At 35.2% G+C, this 24,257-nt stretch carries 24 protein-coding genes, 1 tRNA gene and 1 other RNA gene; 9 read left to right on the forward strand and 17 right to left on the reverse strand.

Annotated features, from left to right (window positions below; genetic code table 11):
• Window positions 1–178 precede the first annotated feature (178 nt).
• The 7 genes from OPR43_RS04625 to dnaE all read right to left on the reverse strand — a co-directional run bounded on the left by OPR43_RS04625 (window position 179) and on the right by dnaE (window position 6,888).
• Window positions 179–251 (reverse strand) — tRNA-Met (locus OPR43_RS04625).
• Window positions 251–1,543: an adenylosuccinate lyase gene (purB, locus tag OPR43_RS04630; protein ID WP_265026307.1), complete on the reverse strand. Its 1,293-nt coding sequence runs from the start codon at window positions 1,541–1,543 to the stop codon at window positions 251–253. The genes OPR43_RS04625 and purB overlap by 1 nt, the downstream gene beginning before the upstream one ends.
• Window positions 1,540–1,773, reverse strand: coding sequence for a hypothetical protein (locus OPR43_RS04635; protein ID WP_213863032.1), 234 nt, complete (start codon window positions 1,771–1,773; stop codon window positions 1,540–1,542). Before OPR43_RS04635 ends, purB begins: the two co-directional genes overlap by 4 nt.
• A 6-nt stretch (window positions 1,774–1,779) precedes the next feature.
• Entirely contained in the window at window positions 1,780–2,334 is a 555-nt protein-coding gene (gene rplI / locus OPR43_RS04640) for a 50S ribosomal protein L9 (RefSeq protein ID WP_265034375.1), read from the reverse strand.
• A gap of 7 nt (window positions 2,335–2,341) precedes the next feature.
• Window positions 2,342–2,617 (reverse strand): 30S ribosomal protein S18, encoded by a 276-nt coding sequence (gene rpsR, locus OPR43_RS04645; protein WP_250294995.1) that lies wholly within the window; start codon window positions 2,615–2,617, stop codon window positions 2,342–2,344.
• Window positions 2,617–3,399, reverse strand: coding sequence for a 30S ribosomal protein S6 (gene rpsF, locus OPR43_RS04650; protein WP_265034376.1), 783 nt, complete (start codon window positions 3,397–3,399; stop codon window positions 2,617–2,619). The genes rpsR and rpsF overlap by 1 nt, the downstream gene beginning before the upstream one ends.
• Before the next feature lie 48 nt (window positions 3,400–3,447).
• A complete protein-coding gene (dnaE, locus tag OPR43_RS04655; RefSeq protein ID WP_265035663.1) occupies window positions 3,448–6,888 on the reverse strand; it encodes a DNA polymerase III subunit alpha in 3,441 nt (1,146 codons plus the stop codon).
• 539 nt (window positions 6,889–7,427) lie between these two features.
• Between dnaE and OPR43_RS04660 the strand changes: the two genes are divergently transcribed.
• Entirely contained in the window at window positions 7,428–7,613 is a 186-nt protein-coding gene (locus OPR43_RS04660; RefSeq protein ID WP_265034377.1) for a hypothetical protein, read from the forward strand.
• Here the strand turns inward: OPR43_RS04660 and OPR43_RS04665 are convergent.
• The 4 genes from OPR43_RS04665 to OPR43_RS04680 form a co-directional block, all read right to left on the reverse strand.
• On the reverse strand, window positions 7,568–7,798 hold the full coding sequence (locus OPR43_RS04665) for a WPE palindromic element domain-containing protein (protein WP_265034378.1): 231 nt from the start codon (window positions 7,796–7,798) through the stop codon (window positions 7,568–7,570). The two genes, OPR43_RS04660 and OPR43_RS04665, sit on opposite strands and share 46 nt — an antisense overlap.
• Window positions 7,799–7,928: 130 nt before the next feature.
• Window positions 7,929–8,666: a WD_0702 family putative metalloprotease gene (locus OPR43_RS04670; protein ID WP_265034379.1), complete on the reverse strand. Its 738-nt coding sequence runs from the start codon at window positions 8,664–8,666 to the stop codon at window positions 7,929–7,931.
• Window positions 8,667–8,795: 129 nt separating this feature from the next.
• The gene (locus tag OPR43_RS04675; protein WP_265034380.1) at window positions 8,796–8,945 is read right to left on the reverse strand and encodes a hypothetical protein; all 150 of its coding nucleotides are present in this window, start codon (window positions 8,943–8,945) and stop codon (window positions 8,796–8,798) included.
• A gap of 39 nt (window positions 8,946–8,984) precedes the next feature.
• Window positions 8,985–9,578, reverse strand: a complete 594-nt coding sequence (locus OPR43_RS04680) for a hypothetical protein (protein WP_265034381.1) — start codon at window positions 9,576–9,578, stop codon at window positions 8,985–8,987.
• Between the two features lie 175 nt (window positions 9,579–9,753).
• On the opposite strand from OPR43_RS04680, the gene OPR43_RS04685 reads away from it, so the two are divergent.
• Both OPR43_RS04685 and OPR43_RS04690 read left to right on the forward strand, forming a co-directional pair.
• Window positions 9,754–10,365: a superoxide dismutase gene (locus OPR43_RS04685; RefSeq protein ID WP_265034382.1), complete on the forward strand. Its 612-nt coding sequence runs from the start codon at window positions 9,754–9,756 to the stop codon at window positions 10,363–10,365.
• Window positions 10,362–11,636: a M16 family metallopeptidase gene (locus OPR43_RS04690; protein ID WP_265034383.1), complete on the forward strand. Its 1,275-nt coding sequence runs from the start codon at window positions 10,362–10,364 to the stop codon at window positions 11,634–11,636. Before OPR43_RS04685 ends, OPR43_RS04690 begins: the two co-directional genes overlap by 4 nt.
• 178 nt (window positions 11,637–11,814) lie before the next feature.
• On the opposite strand, the gene OPR43_RS04695 is transcribed toward OPR43_RS04690, so the two are convergent.
• From OPR43_RS04695 to nuoE, 3 genes are all read right to left on the reverse strand, one after another.
• Window positions 11,815–13,392, reverse strand: a complete 1,578-nt coding sequence (locus tag OPR43_RS04695) for a hypothetical protein (RefSeq protein WP_265034384.1) — start codon at window positions 13,390–13,392, stop codon at window positions 11,815–11,817.
• A 142-nt stretch (window positions 13,393–13,534) separates the two neighbouring features.
• Entirely contained in the window at window positions 13,535–14,752 is a 1,218-nt protein-coding gene (gene tgt / locus OPR43_RS04700) for a tRNA guanosine(34) transglycosylase Tgt (protein WP_265026319.1), read from the reverse strand.
• Window positions 14,753–15,253, reverse strand: a complete 501-nt coding sequence (nuoE, locus tag OPR43_RS04705) for an NADH-quinone oxidoreductase subunit NuoE (protein WP_265026320.1) — start codon at window positions 15,251–15,253, stop codon at window positions 14,753–14,755.
• 275 nt (window positions 15,254–15,528) lie between these two features.
• Here nuoE and OPR43_RS04710 point away from each other — a divergent pair, with 275 nt between their 5' ends.
• Together OPR43_RS04710 and rnpB are read left to right on the forward strand one after the other, a co-directional pair.
• Window positions 15,529–17,829: a hypothetical protein gene (locus OPR43_RS04710; protein WP_265034385.1), complete on the forward strand. Its 2,301-nt coding sequence runs from the start codon at window positions 15,529–15,531 to the stop codon at window positions 17,827–17,829.
• Between the two features lie 158 nt (window positions 17,830–17,987).
• An RNA gene (rnpB, locus tag OPR43_RS04715) (RNase P RNA component class A) lies at window positions 17,988–18,335 on the forward strand.
• A 51-nt stretch (window positions 18,336–18,386) separates the two neighbouring features.
• On the opposite strand, the gene OPR43_RS04720 is transcribed toward rnpB, so the two are convergent.
• A complete protein-coding gene (locus OPR43_RS04720) occupies window positions 18,387–19,157 on the reverse strand; it encodes a response regulator transcription factor (RefSeq protein WP_265034386.1) in 771 nt (256 codons plus the stop codon).
• A 325-nt stretch (window positions 19,158–19,482) separates the two neighbouring features.
• Here OPR43_RS04720 and OPR43_RS04725 point away from each other — a divergent pair, with 325 nt between their 5' ends.
• From OPR43_RS04725 to OPR43_RS04740, 4 genes are read left to right on the forward strand one after another with little or no spacing between them, the layout of a single operon-like run.
• Window positions 19,483–20,466: an NAD(P)H-dependent glycerol-3-phosphate dehydrogenase gene (locus tag OPR43_RS04725; protein ID WP_265034387.1), complete on the forward strand. Its 984-nt coding sequence runs from the start codon at window positions 19,483–19,485 to the stop codon at window positions 20,464–20,466.
• A 19-nt stretch (window positions 20,467–20,485) separates the two neighbouring features.
• The gene (locus tag OPR43_RS04730; protein WP_265026323.1) at window positions 20,486–20,968 is read left to right on the forward strand and encodes a phosphatidylglycerophosphatase A family protein; all 483 of its coding nucleotides are present in this window, start codon (window positions 20,486–20,488) and stop codon (window positions 20,966–20,968) included.
• Window positions 20,958–21,737 (forward strand): GNAT family N-acetyltransferase, encoded by a 780-nt coding sequence (locus OPR43_RS04735; RefSeq protein WP_265026324.1) that lies wholly within the window; start codon window positions 20,958–20,960, stop codon window positions 21,735–21,737. Before OPR43_RS04730 ends, OPR43_RS04735 begins: the two co-directional genes overlap by 11 nt.
• A gap of 42 nt (window positions 21,738–21,779) precedes the next feature.
• Window positions 21,780–22,916, forward strand: a complete 1,137-nt coding sequence (locus OPR43_RS04740; RefSeq protein WP_265034388.1) for a hypothetical protein — start codon at window positions 21,780–21,782, stop codon at window positions 22,914–22,916.
• Between the two features lie 3 nt (window positions 22,917–22,919).
• On the opposite strand, the gene OPR43_RS04745 is transcribed toward OPR43_RS04740, so the two are convergent.
• Together OPR43_RS04745 and ybeY are read right to left on the reverse strand one after the other, a co-directional pair.
• Window positions 22,920–23,708: a succinate dehydrogenase iron-sulfur subunit gene (locus tag OPR43_RS04745; RefSeq protein WP_010082472.1), complete on the reverse strand. Its 789-nt coding sequence runs from the start codon at window positions 23,706–23,708 to the stop codon at window positions 22,920–22,922.
• A gap of 86 nt (window positions 23,709–23,794) precedes the next feature.
• Window positions 23,795–24,247 (reverse strand): rRNA maturation RNase YbeY, encoded by a 453-nt coding sequence (gene ybeY, locus OPR43_RS04750; RefSeq protein ID WP_265035665.1) that lies wholly within the window; start codon window positions 24,245–24,247, stop codon window positions 23,795–23,797.
• Between the last annotated feature and the right edge of the window lie 10 nt (window positions 24,248–24,257).

Raw genomic sequence — 24,257 nt, forward strand, 5'->3', positions numbered from 1 at the left:
TGTCATTTAAAGAGATCATAGGCCAAAAGCTAAACCCTTTTCACAATCTCTTATCCATTGTCCTCTAAACTGTACACCTGAGTGGATACACAACTGAACGTAACCATTCCAAGTAGCTGACACTGGGTCGCACTACTTCACCAATAGCACTATCTTGCTAAACATAGTTTAGTTCGAGTGGCTGAGGAGGGACTTGAACCCCCGACCAAGAGATTATGATCCTCCTGCTCTACCAACTGAGCTACTCAGCCTAATTGAAAACCTTGCTATATATGTGACCTACATGTTTTGTATAATATTTCAAATCAAACAAAGATTCAAGTTTTTCCGAGTGAATAACCTTAAGTAAGGATTTATCTTGTTTCAATTCGGCCAGAAAATCACTGTTGTTTTGTTTCACTTTCATTGCATTGCTCTGAACAATTTTATAAGCCTCTTCCCTCGCCAAACCACTATTTACTAACTCAAGCAATACATGCTGTGAGAAAACTAAACCTTTTGAAGAATTTAAGTTCTTCTCAATGTTTTCCTTATTGATCACCAATTTATCTATCAAATCTGTTAATCGCACTAAAGCAAAATCCATTGTTATACAAGCATCAGGAGCAATGCATCTTTCCACAGACGAGTGTGATATATCACGTTCGTGCCACAATGCAACATTTTCTAACGCAGGAAAAACATAACTGCGTATTAAACGTGAGAGTCCAGTCAGATTTTCACTTAAAATAGGATTACATTTGTGTGGCATAGCAGAGCTTCCCTTCTGCCCAATGGAAAAATGCTCAGAAATTTCGCCGATTTCAGTTCTTTGCAAATGACGAATTTCAATTGCAATATTTTCTATTGAGCTTGCAATCACTCCCAAAACTGAAAAGAACATGGCATGTCTATCACGAGGAATGACTTGAGACGATATGGTTTCAGGTATGAGTCCCATTTCTTTCGCTACATACTCTTCAACGAACGGATCAACATTTGCAAAATTACCTACTGCACCTGATATTTTACAAATTGAGATCTCTTTTTGCGCGCTAATTAATCTCTGATAATTGCGTTTAAATTCAGCATAAAATCTAGCAAATTTTAATCCAAGAGTTGTTGGTTCTGCATGCATTCCATGACTACGCCCAACACAAACAATATCTTTATAGTCCTCAGCTTTTTTTTTCAATACTGCAAGTATATTTTTTAAATTCTCGAGTAAAATATCACATGACTCTTTCAACTGCACCGCAAGGCATGTATCCAAAACATCAGAACTTGTCATTCCATAATGAAGATAACGAACATCAATTCCCGCTTTTTCAGCAACATACGTCAGAAAAGCTATAACATCGTGTTTTACAATGGATTCAATTTCGTTGATACGTTCAATATCAAATTCAATAGCATCAGAGAGCTTCTGAGCAATATCCTTAGGGACAATTCCTAGCTTTGCTTGAGCTTCGCACGCTAATTTTTCTATTTTGAGCCATATATTAAATTTGTTATTTTCTTCCCAAATCGCAGACATCTCTTTATGACTATAACGAGGAATCATTTTTGATTTATTCCAATAATGGTGTCATTCCAGTGCGTGACACTGGAATCCAGATATAAAAGTATTTGCAAATTATTCAATGGACAACGGATTCTAGAAGCATAAAATAATGTCCATGATGAAATAAACTGGATCCCAGTGTCACGCACTGGGATGACATGAGAGGAGCACTGGGATGACACCAGCTTAGCCATGGCAGACATTTCTTTTCGGCTATAACAAGGGATCATCTTTGATCAGCTATCATCACCATCAGTAGCTTCTTTATTCGCATCTTGCTCTGCCTCTTGTTGCTCAGACTTCTGATTTTGCAATTTTACTTGCCTTAGCTCATTTGCATCTGTTTCGGATTTCACGACGTATATAGTAATTGGTACTACTACTTCACTATGTAATTCTACGTTTACTTGGTATTCACCCAAGTTTTTGATGCTTATTCCACCAAAAGATAAACTACGATGATCTATCGCACGTCCTTCTTGTAGTAAAACTTTCGCAATTTCACGTGTTGTTACAGAACCAAAAATTTTACCATCCTCTGAAGCTTGCTTTGTCAATACCACAAACTTATCCTGTAGTGACAATACAAGCTCTTTTGCTACATTTAATCTTTTTATATTCTCTTCTTCCAGTAATAAACGTTGCTCCTCTAGCTTTGTTAAATTTTCCTTGGTAGCTTTCACCGCTTTTCTTTGTGGAAAAAGAAAATTACGTGCATAACCTGGTTTAACTTTTACAACTTCACCAAGCTTACCTAAAGTCCTTATATTTTCCTTTAAAATTATCAACATAAATTACCTAAACTTTTTTAGTACAGTAAGGAACAAGAGCCAAAAAACGTGCCCTTATGACCGCTAAGCGTAACTTCCTTTGTTTTTTTGCACATACGCCTGTTAATCTTCTAGGTAATATCCTACCATAGTCAGAGGTAAACTTGGATAATAAATCTGTATTCTTATAATCTATGTCTTCATCTTTAGACGCAGCAAGAGGGCAAACTTTAGAACGCCTAAAGCCAGTCCTATTATTTACAGATACGTAAGAATTATTAAAACTATTTCGTCTTTTCATCATTATGCGTTTTGCTCCTCAATTTGTTTATTCATCATATAAGATTTACCTTCAAAAAATTTATCAACCTGCACAGACAAGTGGCGAATAACGTTCTCATTAAGTTTCATTCTACGCACAAATTCATCCAGAATGCTTGCAGTAGAACTTATACACATTATACAATAATGACCGCTCTTCATCTTATTTATTGGATATGCAAAATCCAAAAGACCCCAATGTTCATACTTGATTAATCCTGATGCTTCAATGTTTTCCAAAAGCATTTCCAATGCTTTGCTCGATTGAGTTGGACCGTTTATTCTAAAATCTTTCAAAATATCTTGAAAAATCTTTATTAGATGTTCTGAAATATTTCTCTTCAAAGCATTTACTGCATTATGGATAAACGCACTTTTAGTAATTTGCTCACTGCCTCCTAGAAATCTTATAAAATCTTGCGTTATTCCTAAATCTTTTAGGTCATCTTTCAACTCTTTATCGATTTTTGACTTCACTTCTTTCAAATTTGAAAGATCTTTTTCCAATTCAACCCATAAAATTTTTGTAAGATCTTCCAAGAAATCAGAGTAAGCAACTAGACCTTCTTTAATGTTTTCAGCACGCGTTTCTAACTCTTGTTTTGTAAGCGTGCTATTTTGCCTTTCCATAAGACTCTTAATCTTCTGGAAAATAACATCTGCTTTAATATTCTTCAATGAAACAGCTAGCTCTTGGACCATCTCCTCTACTTCTTGCTGTAATAATCCTTGTTGTGCTATAAAAATAAATTCATAAAGATTCACTATATCTTCCTTTAATACCGATTAAATATTTCATTATATAAAGCTTTTTTATATAAGCAAGTTATTTGTATTAATTTCTACGCCTTTAATCCAGCTTAAGTTAGATATTTCATAAACAACTTGAGGAGCAATTGAGTATGCACCTGGTAATAAGATGCTCACTTTATGTTTTTCGAGAAGAAGTTTTAGCATTATTTTGGTTCTGCCTTCATCTTTTAATATTGTGTTTAATTCCATAGCGGCTTTTTGCGAATCCGTGCACTCAGTGGTGAGAACTAATTCTTTTATTGTAGAAGTGATTCTTTTTGTAAACTCAGATATATCCTTGCCTGCTAATCTTGTCGTATTTTCTGAAGCTTCAAGATCAATTATCACAAATGTTCCTGGTGAAAATAAATCTCTTTTTTCTTCTATTATTTCATTATTATAGAATGCTATTTCAGAAACGTTATGGGGATCAGAAAGTGTAAGTATAACAAACCTTCCACGCTCTGAGGTTCTCATACGTGCATTTAATATTACCCCAGCAGTTTTTGCTGTTCTATTTTCTCCGATAAACCCAATATTTAACTTTTCCAGAAGAGTTCTAAATTTTTCAAGTGGATGATTAGTTAAATAAAATCCTAGTGAAAATAACTCATGCTCTAATTTTTCCTCTTCATCAAAATCTTCCACATTCTCAAATTTCGGTTTGAGGACATCAAGACTACCAAACAAAGCAGCTTGACTTGATTCTCTATCCTGTTTGTTTTTATTTGCAAAGTAAATCAGTGTGTCCATTGACTCATATAGCTGCTTTCTGTTCTTATGCACGCTATCGAATGCTCCGGATTTAATCAGGCTTTCTAGCGCTCTCTTATTTATTATATGACCTGAATTTTGAATGAATTCCCATATGTCCTTACAAGCGCTTGAACGTACGTTCACTATTCCCTCCGCTATAGAAAAACCAACATTCCTCAAGGCAGCAATACCATAACGTATGCGTTCGTTCTCTATTGAGAATTCAGCTTTAGATTTGTTTATATCAGGTGGAAGAACGGTAACGCCACTAAACTTTGCTGCATGATAAAATAAATTCAGTTTATCTCTATCATCAATATTCAGATTCATTAGTGCTGTAAAAAATTCTAATGGATAATTAGCTTTAAGGTAAGCTGTTTGATAAGATATAACCGCATATGCAGCTGCGTGAGATTTATTAAATCCATAACCAGCAAATTTTGCAACAAGGTCAAAGATATAACTTGCCCTGTCATAATCAACGCCATTCTTCGTTGCCCCTTGGACGAAAAGTGTACGTTGTTTATCCATCTCTTCCTTGATTTTCTTACCCATGGCACGTCTTAGCAAATCTGCTTCTGCGAGACTATATCCAGAGAGAATACGCGCTATTTCCATCACCTGTTCTTGGTAGATTATTACCCCAAACGTTTCTTTTAATATTCCCTCAAGTAATGGATGAATATAATCTGGCTTTTCAAGTCCATGTTTTCTTGCAACATAAGTTGGAATGTTATCCATAGGTCCTGGACGATAAAGAGAGATTAAAGCGATGATGTCCTCGATGCAGTCTGGTTTTAACTTGATTAAAGCTTCTCTCATTCCCGAACTTTCAAGCTGGAACACTCCAATTGAATCACCGCTAGAGAGCATCTCATAGGTTTTTTGATCATTCAAAGAAACTGAAGAAATATCGATCTTTTTTTCATCACGATTAATTAAACGACACACATGATCTATTAGCGTTAGCGTACCAAGTCCAAGAAAATCAAATTTTATTAGCCCAGCTTTCTCCACATATTTCATGCTGTATTGAGTGATTGGCAGAGCCGAATTTGGATCATAATACACGGGAACAAAATTTTCTAATTTTTGATCGCATATTACAATTCCAGCAGCATGAGTTGAAACGTGACGATATATTCCTTCAAGCTTAAGAGATATATCAAGAAGCTTTGCAATTACCTCATCACTATCCCGTTCTTTCTGCAGGTTTTGATCAAACTCTATCGCTTGTGATAAAGTTACAGGATTTACTGGATTAAATGGAACCATTTTAGATATTTTATCCACTTGAGAGTAAGGCATTTGTAATACCCTTCCAACATCACGCAATACTGCCCTTGCCTGCAATTTTCCAAAAGTGATTATTTGAGCGACATAACCGTACTTTTTCTGAACATAATCAATAACCAGGTCTCTTTTTTCCTGGCAAAAATCAATATCAAAGTCAGGCATCGATACACGATCAGGATTCAAAAATCTTTCAAATATTAGGCCAAACTTTATTGGATCAAGGTCTGTAATCTGCAAGCCCCAAGCAACAATTGATCCAGCACCAGAGCCTCTTCCTGGACCAACTGGAATGCCATTTGCTTTGCTCCAGCGGATAAAGTCAGAAACTATTAGAAAGTAACCAGCATAGTTCATTGAAGTGATTACACTTAGTTCATAATCTAACCTGTCGTAGTATTGCTTGAAATCGATATCATGTTGTGTGTCATCATCTGGTTTGGTGTCATTCCAGCGCGTGACGCTGGAATCTCTCTGGATCCCAGTATCAAGTACTGGGATGACAGTGGAGGGTGTTCTGGTGACAGAAGAGGATTTTGCAATACGCAGCTTCAATCCTGCAACTGCCTGCTCCCTCAGTTCTTCATTCTCAGTTTTATTTTCTCGACAAGGAAATTTAGGCAAGATAGGCTGCCTGCTTCTTGGCATGTAAGAGCACCGCTTAGCTATCACTAAAGTGTTATGAATTGCTTCGGGAATGTCGCTAAACAGCTCCTCCATTTCTGCCACAGATTTGAAGTAATGCTCGGTAGTTAACTTCTTTCTGTTATTCTCCAGGGCATAACTCCCCTCCGATATGCACGTTAATATGTCATAAGCTTCATAGTCAGACCTATTTGGAAAAAACACATCGTTCGTTGCAACCAGTGGTATATTGCGCTGATAAGCAAAGTCTATCAAAGCTTCTTCAAGCTCTAGCTCTTTATTCAATCCATGACGCTGCAATTCAACATATAAATGACCATTGAATGCTGAAAGCAGTTTTTCAACCGTTTCTTTATCTTGCCCCAACAATAGTTGAGCCAAACATCCACCGGTTAAAGCGATCAGACCCGTACTTAAATTCAATAGCTCATCAAAATCAACGTAAGGAATATCGCTGTTATTCTTGCGCTTTTTAAAAGACTCACTCACCAAAGTGACTAAATTAGTGTACCCTTGCTCATTTTTTGCAAGCAATAATATAGGTAAATTTTGTTCTGAATGTTTAACTATAATATTGCATCCTATTATTAGCTGTATTCCCCTACTTGCTGCATATTCTGAAAACTCAAGCGAGCCAAACAAGTTGCCTGAATCAGTAATTGCAACCGCTGGCATTTTATTTCGCAAACAAAGGCCGATCAGCTCCTCAATTTTAACCGAGCTTTCAAGCAGCGAATAAACACTATGAACACGTAAGTGTATGAACATAAAAAACTTTAGATCAACAAAAAAGGATAACATTAATTTACCCATGAGAACATAATTTTCATGAGAACAAAAGCCTATAAGATTTCTCAAATCTAAGGTTAAAATACAAAAAACTTACTTGACGAACTCCGCCAGCTCCCTTATCATGAAACTGAAGGTATTCAGTTATCTTCATCTGTGCAGATTAAACAGTAAAAAAACAACGTAGTTGGCGTCTTATTTTTAATTTTTTGCACTATGTGCACCTTATGTCTTCACAATATTTCTGGGTTTTTACCCATATAAGCTGAAACGCGCTTATAAGTCGTTTAAGACAGTATAGTACGCCAATTTGAAGGATTAGAGAGTGAACACTAATTACCACGGGGTTTCTTTTGCCTTTTTTTCTGCTTAGTAAATTTCTTAAACATTTTAGCTAAGGTTAGTTGCACTTAAAAGCAGCTAAATTGCAGTGTTTAAGACTTAAAAAACGCCAATGTTTTAAAATAGATATTAACCGGGGCTTCTTTTGCCTTTTTTTTCGTTTGGTAAATTTCTTAATGTTTATAGCTAAAAGAGCCCAAGAGAGGTGTCATTCCAGTGCCCCTGTGATGTCATTCCAGTGCTTGACACTGGAATCCAGTTTTCCATATAATCTCATCGAAAACGTTGTAACCACTTTCTATGCTAGTTTTCTTGTTTACAAGCAAACTTTCCTGGATCCCAGTGTCTGGGCACTGGGATGACAGCTAGCCTGACAACCGTCATCCCGCTGCTTGTTAGTGGGGTCTATGCTAAGAGATACCGCGGCGGTATGACGTAGGACTGCTGTCATTCCAGTGCTTGGCACTGGAATCCAGCCTTTATTATGCAGCCACTTGGTTGAAATTAAGTCTTCTGGATCCAAGTAGTCAAGGCACTGGGATGACACCCTCTTGGATGGAAATCAGCGTCAGCTACTGGGATGACAGCTAGCCTGACAACCGTCATCCCGCTACGTGTTAGCGGGATCTAGAGATACCGCGGCGGTATGACGTCTGGCCTGCACTAGCTATACTAAGCTAATCATCATCTCCAAACATAGAGCTAATTTTTTTGCCTCCAGGAGAAAATTTGTTAGTCCAACTGCTTTGCACTTTGGTTACGTCTTTAGTGGCAGTTTTATTGCTGTATTCCTTGATTTCCTTATCTATTCTCTCCATTATTTGTGGATCCAGGTAGCTCTTTTTCCATTGGTCAGTAGCAAGGAACACTTTATTTAGGTCTTGAGTGCGGATTAAGTATTCTTTGTCTTTAGGGTAAACCTCCTGCGCCCAAGCAAATAGCTCAAAATAGCGTGCAAATAATTCAGATGCACGTGATTTTGCAGTTTGATAAGCCTGTATCTCCTTAAATATAATTTGGCCGATAATTTTCTGCACAAGAATATTTGCTTGCTTTAGGTTCTGCTCGACATCTTGATAAACTTTATGGAGAAATTCCTGTTCCAAACTTAAGTTCAGTTCATTTTCAACCATATGTGAAAGTTCATGCACTATAATGTATGGGTTTGACTTCCTCAGTACAATAACATATTTATTTACACTGGAAGACCTGATTGTCTTACACATCCCCTCTTCCATATCCACTAATCCCTCTTGGTATATTTCAAATGAGAGCCTATTTTGCTTTATTAGTGATAAAGTGAGGTTTAATGTGTTTCTAAACTTTTCAAATTGATAGAGATATTCGACATACCGTATTGCATTTTCACTGCTTCCTACTTTAGTCGCTTGTTTTATTAAATTCCTGATTAGCATATCTATTATTTAAAGGAATTTTTTTTATACTCAAGAGCTATAAAGTGTTTTTAGGAAGTTTGATTGCAGATATAACTAATGAAGATCACATAACTGCATGAACATTTGTTTTTAACGAAACGAATGGTGTCATTCCAGCGCGTGACGCTGGAATCCAGAAATTCCTACTGTACGCTGGGTTGGTGAGCATAGAAAATAGCTAATCTTATGCTCAAATAAACGTTTTTGATGGGATTGCATGGAAGGCTGGATCCCAGTACCGAAGCACTGGGATAACACCCTTTCCGGTGGCCAAGTGTTAAAGCCATGTTGTGCAGATTAGCTTAGTAGAGGAGCTTTCCCATTAAGGTCAGCAGCTTCAGACTTTGCGTCACTAAACTTACTTAACACTTTATCAACAGCCCAAGTCAGTGGTGTAATAATGAGTGCTGCAGCCCAGATGACGGCTGAAATAATGTAAGACAAGACTAAACTTAAGAACTTAGCGCAGGTTTCACCATGTTGTTCTGCTTTGTTCTGCAAATTATTGGTATACCCTAAAAGAGATTTTGGACCATCTGTTCCCTTTAAATGTGAAATTAATTTTACTGGCAAATACGTTAAATATGCAACCCCTGTATAGAGTACAAGTAATAAATTTGCAAAGCCATGATAAAGTCCATTATGTTTCGTACCGCAGACTTTTTTCTCTCTTTTTCCCAAAGTTGTTGTTGAAGTATCGGCATCTTTATTTACCCCTACGAGCATATCCTTCACTGGTCCCACAACACTATCGATATGATGAACAGACTTATAGAAACAGTTTTGTGGAACTTGACTGTTATTTTTTTCTACAGCAGGAACAGTTCCGTGTTGAGCATATTGCTTAAAATTCTCATATGAATACTTAAGGTTTTCACATAAACTTGACATATTAGCCTCCTAAAAGAACTATATAATAAAAAATGTAATTATTATTAACATTACTGTACTAGTATAACTTATTTTAGAACAATTGCAATAATATGAATATTTTAACCAAATTATATGTTGCACAAAAGCATATATTGCTCTAACATCGCAGTAGGTTAGAAATTGAGGAGGTTGAATGAATTTTACTTTACCTGAATTACCATACGGTAAAACAGCTTTGGAGCCTTACATATCTGCAAAAACCTTAGATTTTCATTATGATAAGCACCATAAAGGATATTTAAATAAACTCAACGAGCTGGTTGAAAATACGGATTATCAACATGTGAAAATTGAGGAATTAATAACAAAAGTGCATGGTAATAGCGATAACTTGCCTATATTTAATAACGCAGCACAAGTTTGGAACCACACTTTTTATTGGAACTCAATGAAAAAAAATGGTGGTGGTAAGCCTAAAGATAGTAGTCTTTTAGCAAAAAAAATTCAGGACGATATCGGTGGCTTTGATAAATTTTATGAAGAATTCTCCAATTATGGAGTAAGCCAGTTTGGTAGTGGATGGGTGTGGTTAGTGCTTGAAAAAGGAAAGCTCAAAATCACCAAAACTCCAAATGCAGATTTGCCATTAACTTATGGTCAAGTGCCATTACTCACTATGGATGTGTGGGAGCACGCATACTATTTAGATTGTCAAAATCGTAGAATTGACTACATAAAAGTTTTTCTTGATCATTTGATTAATTGGGATTTTGCAGAAGAGAACTTAGAAGAGTATATGAGATGAATGTACCCCAGGTAACAAAATTAGATAATGGTCTGCGCATAATAACTGAGCAGGTGCGTGATGTTGATTCCGTAGCTTTAAGTATACGAGTTGGTGTTGGCAGTAGAGCAGAAAGTGCAAGTCAAAATGGAATATCCCATTTTTTAGAACACATGGCTTTCAAAGGGACGAAGACAAGAACTGCATTTGAAATTGCAAAAGCTTTTGATGACATAGGTGGGGTTTTCAACGCTAGCACCGGTAGGGAAAGCACTACCTATTATGCAAAGGTTCTCAAGAAAGACATAAAAACTGGTATTGATATATTAATAGATATATTGATGAATTCTACGTTTCCAGAAGATGAATTGGAACGTGAGAAGGGTGTTGTAATACAAGAGATTTTTCAAACTAATGATTCACCAAGTGACATTGTTTTCGATAAATATTTTGAGGCAGCTTATAAAGATCAACCATTTGGTAAGTCAATCTTAGGTACGCAAGATACGGTAAAGTCATTTACTAGGGAAAATCTAAATAACTACATAAACGAACATTACTTTGGCGAGAATATGCTATTTGCCGTTGCAGGAAATGTTGAACATGAAGAAGTTGTTGCATTAACCAAAGATTTTCTCTCAAAGATTCATTCTAAAAAGCTGAAAAAAAGCCAAAATGCGACGAGCTACACTGGTGGTGAGTATTTAGAACATCGTAAATTAGATCAGGTGCACTTGCTAATTGGTCTACCTAGTGTTTCTCGCCATGACGATAAATATCACACGTTTCAAGTGCTTGATTCTATATTAGGGAGCGGAATGTCATCACGTTTATTCCAGGAAGTAAGGGAAAAGCAGGGATTAGCTTATTCTGTTTATTCATTTAATTCCAGCTATACTGATACAGGAATGTTTTCCATTTTTGCTGGTACAGACAGTAGTAACTTAGATAAGCTTTTAAAATCTATAACGACAGAGTTGAAGAAGTTGTCCACAGATGATTTGAGGGAAGAAGAAGTAAATAGAGTGAAAGAGCGAGTAAAATCCCAAATTTTAATGTCACGCGAAAGTGTGAGCTCACGTGCTGAAACATTGGGGCACTACTACGGTAACTATAATAGGTACATCAGTAAAAATGAATTAATAGAAAAAATTAGTGCAGTTACCACTGCTAACGTAAAAAAAGCAGCAGAAGAATTGTTATCTCAGCATGAAAAAACCACTCTAGCTGCAATTGGAGAAATTGAATCATTGCCAAGTTACGATAAAGTGGTTTCTATGCTTAAAGCTTAGTGCATTCTGTTATATTGATTTGGCTGCTTTACAATATAATTTAGCACAGTGATTAAAGAAGCGTAAAGTTGAAACAATGTGCTATGAACCACACATATAAGCAATTATATGTATTAAACAAGAGCCTGACATTAGTTTTAATTCTTCTGTCAGTTAACTCTTGTCTTTTATACATGAATCACTTACCTATTTTAATCCCACCTGCATTTCTGCTTTGTATAACCTTTTCCATATGATTTTTAGGAGGTAATGGTGGTGTTCTGCTTGCAGGATTCAAGTTTGTATTTTTCTTTTGCCGATCAGCGTTCAATGCCTCTTCACGAGTCTGAAATATAGGCTCCCCATCATTATAGTTCGAGTTTATGTCTTTCTTTTGCGGAGGATAGTTCAATGCCTCTTTACGAGTCTGGAATATAGGCTCTCCATCATTATAGTTTGAGTTTATATTTTCCTTTTGCGAACCAGCGTTCAATAATTTCGATATCTCTCGCCCTAGCTGATCACCTTTATAATTATTGTTAAGATCTTTGATTTTCTCCTCACCCAATTCCATTATTCGAATTAGAGAGGTATCAATAAAATCCGTTTTTATTTTGTCAATATCTATCGATTTATTACCATAAATCGTAATTTCACTTTTACCTTTTTCACTATTCACATCATAGCCTTGCTCTTTAACCCCTGTTATTACTTCCTTCTTTAATAATCTATGAATAGTATTTATTATTTTTTGACCACAATCTTGAAAAAAATCTCTGATTGTCTCAAATGCCTTTAATAAGGAGATGGTTTCAGTATGTGCGTATTTTTTACCTAGTGGTGGCTCTTCAGCATTCTGGTGTATAGATTCTATTTGCTGAGGGTCAAGCATCATTGCATGACGTTTTGAGCGTGTTGGGTTTGCTTGTGTTTCAGATGACAACATGCCCTTAATATCTTGTTTTTTATTCTCACCATCAGCAACCATACCATCACTTGATTTCCTTTTTTTAGGAAGTAATTGTGGTGGCTCCTCATTATTCTGGGATACTGCATTTAAATTCTTAAGTTTAGGAGGTAATTGTGGTGACTCTTCTTTCCTAGGACTGATAAACTCTTGTACTCTTTCTAGATAACCAACATTTTTGTCCTCTTTAGGCACTCGCGCACCTTCAAATTTGATTTTTTGTATCTCTTCAATACTCAGCCCATTTTCTTTAAGCCATCCCCCTCTTTTACTCATTGATGCAACAAACTCATTAATCTTCTGAATATTTTTTACATCATCATCAACTAACATTACATTTTTTGGCAACTCACCATGTTTATCCTTGTACTCCACAATTGCTTTACAGATATGCAAATTCTTTCCAACTTTACTTTGTTGTTCTTTATCACCTTTTAACTCATTATCATAATTTTCTGGAAATCTACCAAATACAGAAATACTGTCTGCTTGTTCTTTAGATAAGCCCAAATGATTTTCTACAACCCTTTTTACAGCATCCGGATATTTTGTATATGATGCAATATTCACTTCTATTCCGTTTGAAAGTGCAGACTGTAATGTAGATTTCAACCTCTCTTCATTTTTCATTCCACCTGTATTTTTTAGAAAATCTTTTATATTGTGATCAGTCACTGCATTTTTCGCAGCAGAATTATAATCACTTTTTTCAATTCCGGAGTGTCTACCAGAGAAAACAGCATGCATGTGTCCATTAGTGATAGTGTTATCAAAATCAAATATTAATAGGGTATTATTTTTTATAACCATACCTTTGCCTCCAAATTTTTACAAATAATGGATAAAGGTTAACATTAATAGATTAATTATTTATTATAACCTTTCTAATTAATAGTGTGATAAATAAAGTAAATATAACAAGAAGTAAAAATCAACAGCATAAAGAAAAGACTTAAAGAGAAGCCAAATCAAAGTGCAATGGTATTTCACTAATCCAATTATTTTTCTCTTGATCTAGCCTATCATCTAATATTGCCTGTCTTATTGATTCCATTAACTTATTCATGAAGAAAACGTTATGAATGGTAACGAGCGTGTAAGCCAGGAGCTCTTTAGCTTTCAGTAAATGGTGTATATAAGCTCTTGAATGTTTTCTGCAGGTAAAACATAAACAGTCACTTTCAATTGGGTTATTGTCCAGCTCAAATTGTTGATTCCGCAAATTAATATGCTCTTTGCACTTTGAAGAAATAGAATCTCTATTTTTTACTTTAATAAGCGCACCACCATGCCTTGCCAAACGAGTTGGATGCACACAATCAAACGTGTCAATTCCAAGACTTACTCCATGAAAGATGTCCACAATTCCACCAATACCAAGCAAATGAGTAGGCCTGTCTTTTTTTAGGTGGTCCATAGTGAAAGAAACTACATCGTACATCTGCTCTTTACTTTGACCAAGTGATCCACCTATTGCTTGACCAAAAAATGGCAAATCGTTGATAAAATCACAACTTTCTCTACGTAAATCTTGATACACTCCGCCTTGACTAATTCCATACAGTGCCTGCTTGCCATTATTGTTTTTTTCAAATTCATTTAAAGAACGTTCAGCCCATCTGTGACTCATGAGCATTGATTTTGCTGTGTATTCTTTGCTGACGTGGAATGGAGTGCATTCATCTAAAACTAGGATTAAATCTGCACCTAATTTCTGTTGAATTTGTATAGATTTTTCAGGAGTTAAGCAATAAGTTTTACCATTAATGTAAGAACGGAAAATTGCCCCGTCCTCATTAATTTTGATCAGAGTTTTTTGTTTTTTTCTTATTCCTTTTATCTCTTCCGAAACTGATCCGTGGCCTAAGCTAAATATCTGATATCCACCTGAGTCAGTTAGCATTGGCCCATTCCATCCCATCATCTTGTGCAAACCACCAAGTTTTGCAACAGTATTCTCTCCTGGTTGAAGCATTAGGTGATAGGTGTTGGAAAGTATTATCTGAGTACCTGCTTCACTAATTCTTTCAATATCTGCAGCTTTAATTGCAGCTTTTGTTGCACAGAATATAAAAGCGGGGGTTTCTACGCTTCCATTTGGAGTTTTAATTGTTCCAACTCTTGCAGAACCTGATTGCTTGATTATCTTAAATGCAAATTCTTCTTTCATCTATTTGCCTGAAAGTTCTGTTATGATGTTTTCTACTTTCTCAGGAGTAAGATTTTCATAGAAGTCATTATTGATCTGCATAACAGGAGCATTAACGCATGCACCAAGACATTCAACCTCTTTTAAAGTGAACAAATTATCTTTAGTAGTCTCACCGATATTGATTCCAAGTTTCTCTTTAAAGGTATTTAAAACTTTTTCGCTACTGCATAACCAGCAAGGGGTTGTTCTACAAATTTGTATTAGATATTTACCTACTGGTTTTAAATTATACATGGTGTAGAAATTTGCCACTTCATATACACGAATATGTGGCATATGGAGCATATCAGCAACATAACGCATAGCAGATTCAGGAACCCATCCACATTGCTCTTGAACCAGATATAGTAAAGGCATAACAGCACTACCTTCTCTACCTTTGGGATACATCTCTATAAACTTTTCCGCTTTCTTAAGGTTTTCTGATGTAAAACTAAACTGCTTTTCTTTTTCTGTCATTCGTGAGACTCATGTGAATTTCAACAGATTATATCTGAAGGGCTAATAATTGCAATTGTTGGTTTTTTAAGAGATAGCGTTCTACAGTATCATGCTATCTATAGAGTGGTATTGCTTATCCACCCAGTTTGCGAATTCTTTACTGCTACTCATTTTTCATATTTCGCTCTGCGGATTATAAAGACGTTAATTTTTTAATTTTAGTTAAAATTTTCATTGACATTAACACACAGGGGTAATCATAATAGCATTTTATTAATATTTTAAATAAAATTATGTCTATATTAAGAAGATTACTCGGGATCAACTCAAATACACCGGAAGTTAAAGAAGCGATAGGTTTTAACCCAGCAAACGTAGGGTTAATTGAAGGAGATGGAATCGCTTATGGACTCAGCTATCAAGATAATGGTAATGGGAGCAGTAAAGTAAAATTACTTATTAGTCCATTATATCAATCAAAAACATACGAATGGGGTACAAATATCAGCGTAGCAAATGAATTCAAAGATCAATTATCTCTCACATTAATAGAAGATTCAGCTGAAATAGATAAAGTTGGAGTTATCTTTCCTGAAGAGGGAATTGGCGAAGAAGGAGAAAAATACGTTAAAGGTTTATCTTTTCACACTTACGGAATCAAGCAATCAATCAACGTACCTTCAGTTGAACATTTAGATAAAAGGAAATTACAAAAGAATATTAATAATGGTAGTCCTGCAAATGTGGGCAATAGTTACTCTCAACCAAGAGCAGTGAAAGTTGGTAATGGTGATGTAATTGTAATCGCTCATAACTTAAAGGATCAAACTTTAGTTTCTTGGTACTTAAAGTCAAGCGAGAGCGGGAAATTTAAAGTATTGGATGGAAAACAAGGTTTCACAGAAAGAAAGTTATTGAAGTTTAATAGCCCAGGACAATTGGCATTAGATGGAAATACGATACTTTATTCGCAAGTGAGAAAAGACATTGCTAGGAATCAAGAAGTAAGAACAAATATTTTTAAGTTCGAGATGGCTAAAGTGGTTGAGGATCTAAAAAGTGGAAAGAAAGATGAATGTTTGCTTGGTAAGAAAAATTGTCAAATAAATACAGCGTCATCTATTACTTCTAATCCAGGCGAAATAAATTTTCTACAGTATGTGAAACGAACTGAAGGTGGTGATCTAGTTGCTTTTCTTGCAGAAGACCGGTTGCCTAATAAACAAACGTTACATTTAATAAGTCTTGTTAAGAATGGATCAAAATCGAACTTTACTGTTTGCGAATTTGCAGATTCTATAGAGCAATTGTACGTTAAAGACAATGGTCAAGACAGTTTTATTGTAACTGCAGTAAGTGGAGAAAACATCGCAATTTTCAATCATCAAAGATTTGAAAAACCTTCTAAGGTAACAATAATACCGGCAAGTAGCATCAAAACTCTCAGCGATTTTGTTAATATCATTAACGGTCGATTAACACCTGATATCATTTCTAGTAGTACCGTGGCTCCTATAACTGTTACAGAGACGGTTGTGACTTCTAAGAAAACGCCGACTGCTGCAATTACTAGCACAACAGAAACCGACACTGTAAAGACTACCAAATTAACAACAGAAGCATCAACTACCGTTGCACCTACTTCTACAATAAGTAAACCTTCAACAGAGTCAACAACTCAAACAAGTACAGTAACAGTGGAGCCAACAACAGAAGCCGTTGCACCTACTTCTACAACGAATAAACCTTCAACGGAGTCAACAACTCAAACAAGTACAGTAACAGTGGAGCCAACAACAGAAGCCGTTGCACCTACTTCTACAATGAATAAACCTTCAGCGGAGTCAACGACTCAAACAAGTACAGTAACAGTGAAGCCAACAACAGTAGCAAAAACAACTACTACTTCACAAACGACCATGGTTGCTACAACGTCAACTAGTACGCCGATAGTAACTTCGGAAACTGGGACAAGTACTGTAAAACCTACAGCAGCGACTGTTGCGTCGACTTCTACAGCAAGCAGTACTACGATGAGTAAGCCTTTAACAGAGTTAACAACTAAAATAAGTACGGCATCTACGTCATCAGAGCCAACAACAGTAGCTGAAACTATTGCCACCTCACAAGCGACTGTGATTACTACAATGCCAACTAATGCGCCAACAACAAACTCAGAGAGAACTACACAAACAGTGTCTACTATGCCGAGTACTAGAACAAGGGAGTTGACAACTCCTATGTTCACTACAACTTTATTTTCTCAAACTACTTCTTCACCACAGCCTACTCAACTTGCTATAGGGTCCAATAGGGCAGGAATGATAGGGGGATCTTTGGTTGGAGCAATAGGTATTGTTGGAATTATAGGATTCATAGCATATAGATATGTTAAGGGTCGTAATGCTGCTCCTGTGTTAGAACTAACTGATTTGGGTTATAGAAGGCGATCATCTTCAAGTAGCGATGAAGAAATTTTTACCACTGGTGACAGAATGCGAACTATGGATCAATCTGAAACAGTGCTAGACAGTATATCAGTAGAAAATAGTAGTCGATCAAGAAGTAGCTCATCGTCTTCAGCAAGCTCTTGACTGACTGAAGCGGAGTCTAAGAGTGAAAGAAGCTTATCTTGGGATAGCGATGATGTGCCGGAATATCACCTTTAGCTATTTGTCTGAATGTTTTTAATATGTAGACTGTTAGGAAATTATCTTTTGCTTTTGTGATTTTCATGTTAAAGTATAATTCCTGGGTGAAATAAGTAGCTGCTGTTATGTGATAAACATAGCAGAGGAAAGTCCGGGCTCCAAGGAAAAATAGTGACGGGTAATGCCCGCCGGAGGTAACTCCAGTTATAGGGCTACAGAAAATTACCGCCTAAAATATTCTTAGGTAAGGGTGAAAAGGTGTGGTAAGAGCACACCATGGCAATGGTAACATTGGTAGTCGAGTAACCAACACTAGGAGCAAGATTAAATAGAAGTAGATTTTATGTTTTCCTCATATCTACTCGGGTAAATCGCATGAGGTAAATGGTAACATTTACTCCAGATAAATAGCTACATAAACAGAACTCGGCTTATATTTCACCTAGGCGTCACATGATACGTGCGATATAAGCCATGCTATATTTAAATGTGTAGGCATTTCATGCGTTGTCCTTCACTTGTTCTGCTTGATAGCCATCACTACTTTCGCCTACATTAACATTAGAATATTCTTCATCATCAACATACTCTTTCAGAACATACCCTCTGCCCCAAACGGTTTCTATGTGGCTTTTTCCATCATTTGCACTTTCAAGTTTCTTACGTAATTTGCACATAAAAACATCAACTATCTTGTTATCTGAAGGTTCATCCAAGCCATTGTAAAGATGATTTAAGAACATTTCTTTTGTTAGTACTGTTCCTTTACGCAGTGCTAGCAATTCTATCATAGAATACTCTTTATTAGTAAGGTGAACCGTTTTACCTTTCACCTCAACAATCCTGTGATCAAAATTGATATTTATATTACCAATCTTTATCACCGATTCAGGATGGCCTTTAGTACGACGCACTATGGCCTTAATTCGAGCTAATAACTCGCTTTTATGAAATGGCTTGGTTAAGTAATCATCGGCACCATACCCGAGTCCTTTAGCTTTGTGATTGACAGCGGATATACATGAAAGTATTAAGACAGGAACTTTGATTTTTGCACTTCTTAGTCTTAACAATATATCATATCCGTCAATATCACCAGGCAAGTGTATATCTAAAATAACTAGGTCATAGTAATCTCCGTTTGAGGAAACCATGTTATTGTTATAATCTTGTGCAGAAGTAACAACGTCACAGAAGTGTCCATCAGAAGTTAAGGCGTTAACCACAGTCTTTGCACTTACTTGATCATCTTCAATTAATAATATACGCATATTTTACACCCCATAAATAATTTATAATTTTAGTAATATATATAACTAAGGAAAGTAATAAATCAAATTTTTATTAACAAATGATCAAAATTACACTTATTAATTAATAGTAAATATATTGTTCCAAAGTTATATAAATAGATCTAAAATATAATAGACATACCATGATAGTAATAGTATTTTTAGTAAATATTGAATTAAAGTTACTATTATTAAAAGAATACTTCGGTTAATAAATATTTAACTATTCTATATGCCTGTGTTATATTTTTAATTTACTTATCCTACTATTTTAAAGTATAAGTAATACTTTCAGGAATATTGTGTGGCAATATCAATTTTAGGTGCTGGTGCATGGGGTACAGCAATCGCAATTTCATTAGGTAGTAAGAAAGATGTGATTTTGTGGACTCGCAATGAAACTACATTTGAATCAATCAACGGGAAAAGAGAAAGTGACAAGCTACCCGGTTGTCGAATTTCTGATAATGTGTCAGTAAAACTGGCTATTGAAGACACAATTAATGCTTCAGTAACAATCCTCGCTGTTCCCACTCAGTCTCTGAGGGAGGTATGTCAGCAATTGCATAATTGTAATCTGAAAAAAGATGTAGCAATAATTTTAGCTTGTAAGGGAATAGAAAAGTCTACATTAAAATTACCTAGTGAAATAGTAAATGAAGTTTTACCTAACAATCCTATTGCTATTTTTTCAGGCCCTAGTTTTGCTATAGAAGTTGCAAAAAAATTGCCCTATTCAATGGTTCTTGCGTGCCGAAATAACATATTGGGTTCAAAGCTAATATCAGAACTACAGCAAGAAAATGTTAAATTACGCCTTAGTAGTGATGTTATAGGGATACAGGTTTGTGCAGCGTTAAAGAACGTTTTTGCTATAGCGTGTGGGATTGTTCTAGGTAGTAAACTTGGGTTTAATGCTCATGCAGCATTGATTACGAAAAGTATGAGCGAAATTAAGGCTTTATACTCAGCAAAAGTTGGTAACGGTAATGTGGATATAAATACACTACTTGGGCCGGCATGTCTGGGTGATCTAATTATGACATGCACATCCTTGAATTCAAGAAACCTATCTTTTGGGTTTAAAATAGGTAATAGTGACAATGGCTTTAATGTTCAGCAGATTTTGTCAGAAGGCAAGTCAGTGATTGAAGGTTTTAGCACTGCTGAGCCCATATTTAATTTAGCAGGAAAGCTAAAGATAAAAATGCCTATATGTGAAGCGGTCTATAGATTATTGTATGAAAGCGCCTCTATAGAGGATACTATTTCTGTTCTTGTAAATTAGTTTTGTACTTTGGTGTATTGTGAAATTTTTATATAAATTGATATCAACATGGTGGCTGTCTGGCACAGTAAAAAAAATGCCAGGTACCGTAGGCAGCTTAGCTTCTTATCCAATTGTTCCTGTAATACTGAGTGACAGAATTTTAGGTGCAGCAATTATTTTTTTTTTATTTTTGATTGGACTATGGTCTATAGGCAATTATATAAAACACTACGAGACTTCATGTGATCCAAAAGAGGTAGTAATTGACGAAGTAGTTGGTCAATTGCTGACAATACTTTTAGTTTCGATATTGTTAAGCCAAGAGATGAATTGCTCTTCATTGTTGTTGTGCTTTTTTTCTTTTAGGTTTTTTGATATAATAAAAACGTGGCCTATAAATTTGATCGATAAAAATACCAAAGGTCCTTTAGGTGTTATGCTAGATGACATTATAGCTGCAATTTTAGCCTGTGTTCTTATAGGAGCCTTTTATTGTTTATTGTTGATGTATGCAGGATAAAAAAATTTATTATTCAAGCTTAATTGTTCAAAATCTAAAGGATTATATACTGTACACAGCGAATTTATCTGAGTGGGAAGTACACGATGAATTTGATAACGTTACATTTACAATAAATGGTACCAGGGAGTCATTATTTAATTTTGTGTTCTGTGGAGATCAATGTACCGAGCTTTCTATACAAAAAACTCTAGATTATCTCAGAACAAGAGATATAGAAGCAACATGGGTAATAAATTCACATATGAAAGTAAGAGATATTTTAGAAAAGTGTGAAATAAAACACGTTAGCACACCAAAAAAAGCTTTACTTAATATGAAAAATTACTTTTTACCTGCTGATGTTATTCCAAACTTGAGGTTAAATGCTGTAAATGGTAGCGACCTCTTAGAACAGTTAGATTTACACACTTCTAAAATTTTTTATCATGGCGTTGGAATTGTCAGCACATTTTTTCGCGGATTATCAAATTATGATGATAAAAACTCAAGATTAAGATTTTTTCTTGTAACACTAAATAGTGAAATTATTGGGACATGCGGTCTTTATGTTCAAGACAGCGTAGCTGGTTTTTATAGTGATGGAGTTTTACCAATTTACAGGAATCGTGGAATAGGTACCCAAATGGTTTTAGAAAGAATAAAGATAGCTAAGCAGCTTGAATGCAAATATATAGTAGCACATTGTATGAAATCTTCTGTGAACCTTTATAAGAGATTGGGCTTTCAAATGTTAGGCAATCTTTACTTATATACCTCTTCAGCATAATTCTGAGCGGTTACAAATTTTTACATTTGTTTTAAAAGTGCTATGTTTTTTTTGTATGAAGTGGTTTTAATATTGATTCTAATATTATTCTTTCTCTCTTATTCTAAATTAAAAATTAGTAATAAGATTAAGAACTTACAGCATCAAAATGTTATCATAAATAATTTAATTGATACTGTGAATGATGGGTTTTATATTTGGGATGCAAAAAAGCGTATAGAAAAGTTCTCTCCCAACTTACTAATTTTGCTTAATACTGTTTTTTACTCGTTTAATGAGTTTGTGAATTTTTTTGAGCAATCAGAAAGCTTAATTAAAAATTTTGTTGAGGCAAAGGAAATAAATAAATCTTTTACTCTAGATTTAAAGTCAAAGGACAGTGAGGTTTATTGCATATGTTACGGCAGAAGCATAATAGATGATTCTACCAATGTGATAGGTGTGCTGTTATGGATAAGGAATGTCTCAGACTATAAGATAAAAGCTAACGGACTTGAGTTAGAAAATAGTAAGCTTACACAAGAAGTGGAGAGCTATAAAAATGTTTTCAACTCTTTACCATTTCCAATACTAAAATATAACAAGAATAGAAAGGTGGAATTTTATAATTTGTTTTATGATAAGTATGTAGATGGTTCTAAGAAATTTGCTATTACCAGTAGCGCTCATAGCACAAAACCAGGAAGGCATGTCGTAACTTACAAGAACGAACCTAAGGTTTTCGATTTTGTTAAAATTCCAATACAAGGTTCTGGTAGCATAGTAATGTATGGGAAAGATGTTAGTGATGCAGAGAAATTATATACTGAATTAAACAGTTATTTAGCTACACAGAAAAATTTGCTTGAGAGGTTGCCGGTTGCTATAGTAATATATAGTAAGAATCAAAAGCTAAAATTTTATAATAATGCTTTCATAAAAACCTTTCAATTTGACCCAAAATTTTTGGCATCTTACCCAACTTATCATGAAGTTATGCTTTACCTCTTCGAATCTAAAAAGCTTTTAGAAAAAGAGGATTTTCAAACTATTAGTAACCAAAGACATGAGTTATTCAAAAAATTATTTGAATCGTATGATGATACGATGCATTTCACGAATGGAAAAGCGTTCAGGGTATTAACAATACCCTACGCTTCGGAAGGTTTGCTGTTCTCTTACGAAGAATGCAAAAGATAATACTTAAACTCCTTCTCTCTCTACCATGAGCTGTTTTACTTTCGCTATTGCTCTTGCTGGATTAAGTCCTTTAGGACAAGTTTTTGTGCAATTCATTATTGTATGACAACGATACAACTTGAATGGGTCGTTTAAAACATCAAGTCTTTCACCTGTCTTATTATCACGGCTGTCAGCAATCCATCTGTAGGCTTGTAATAGTATTGCTGGTCCTAAAAATTTATCACTATTCCACCAGTAGCTTGGGCAACCAGTCGAACAGCAAGCACATAATATACAGTCGGACAAGCCATCTAATTTTTTTCTATCTTCAGAAGATTGAGAGTATTCTTTATTTGGTAGGGCAGGCTTATCTGCTTGTAACCAAGGTTTAATTGATTTGTATTGCTCATAAAATTGGCTCAAGTCTGAGACTAGGTCCTTTATCACATACATGTGAGGTAATGGATATATTTTTACGTCACCTTTTATATCGTGTATAGATCTAGTACATGCAAGAGTATTGGTTCCGTCAATATTCATGGCACAAGATCCACATATGCCTTCTCTACAAGAACGTCTGAAAGTTAAAGTCGAATCTATTTCATCCTTTATTTTTATTAATGCATCAAGTACCATAGGGCCACAACTATCCATATCAATAAAAAATGTGTCTATTCTAGGGTTTTTCTCGTCATCAGCAGACCAACGGTAAATTTGAAATCTTCTGATGTTTTTTGCTCTAGCAGGAATAGGATAAATTTTGCCCTTTTGATTAATTTTAGAATTCTTTGGCAAAGAAAACTGAACCATATCACTTACCTTTTATTGTTTATAGCTAAAACCCTTTGTAGATAACATATTTTATTATCATCTACTATATTTTTATTAAATTCCTTTTAAATCGTGCACATATTGTAGTCAAGCGAAGCTAAAATCTCTCTTTCTAGATTTTTCATTATAATTTCTTCATCTTTTTTTTGGTGATCATAACCAAGTAAATGCAGTAATCCATGCACTAACATGTGTGCAATGTGAGCAAGAATGGGTATACAATACTCATGCGATTCTCTTTTTATTGTGTCTATTGAAATTGCTATGTCTCCTAAATCGCACTCATTAGACAATTGTTCATACGGAAATGATAGTACGTTAGTTGGTTTATCCATTTCTCTAAATTTTAAATTAAGTTGATGTAGCAAGTCATCATCAGCCAGAGCTATTGATATATTTGGTTTATAGTGGTCTATTTTTAATTCTTTTAGAGAAGTATTGATGACACCTAATACAAAATCTTTAGGATTTTCTATGATGCTGCACCATTTCTTGTCAAGAATATTTACTTCTAACATGAGTGACACA

The sequence above is a fragment of the Wolbachia endosymbiont (group A) of Apoderus coryli genome, from assembly GCF_947251615.1.
In the GTDB taxonomy this organism is placed as follows: domain Bacteria; phylum Pseudomonadota; class Alphaproteobacteria; order Rickettsiales; family Anaplasmataceae; genus Wolbachia.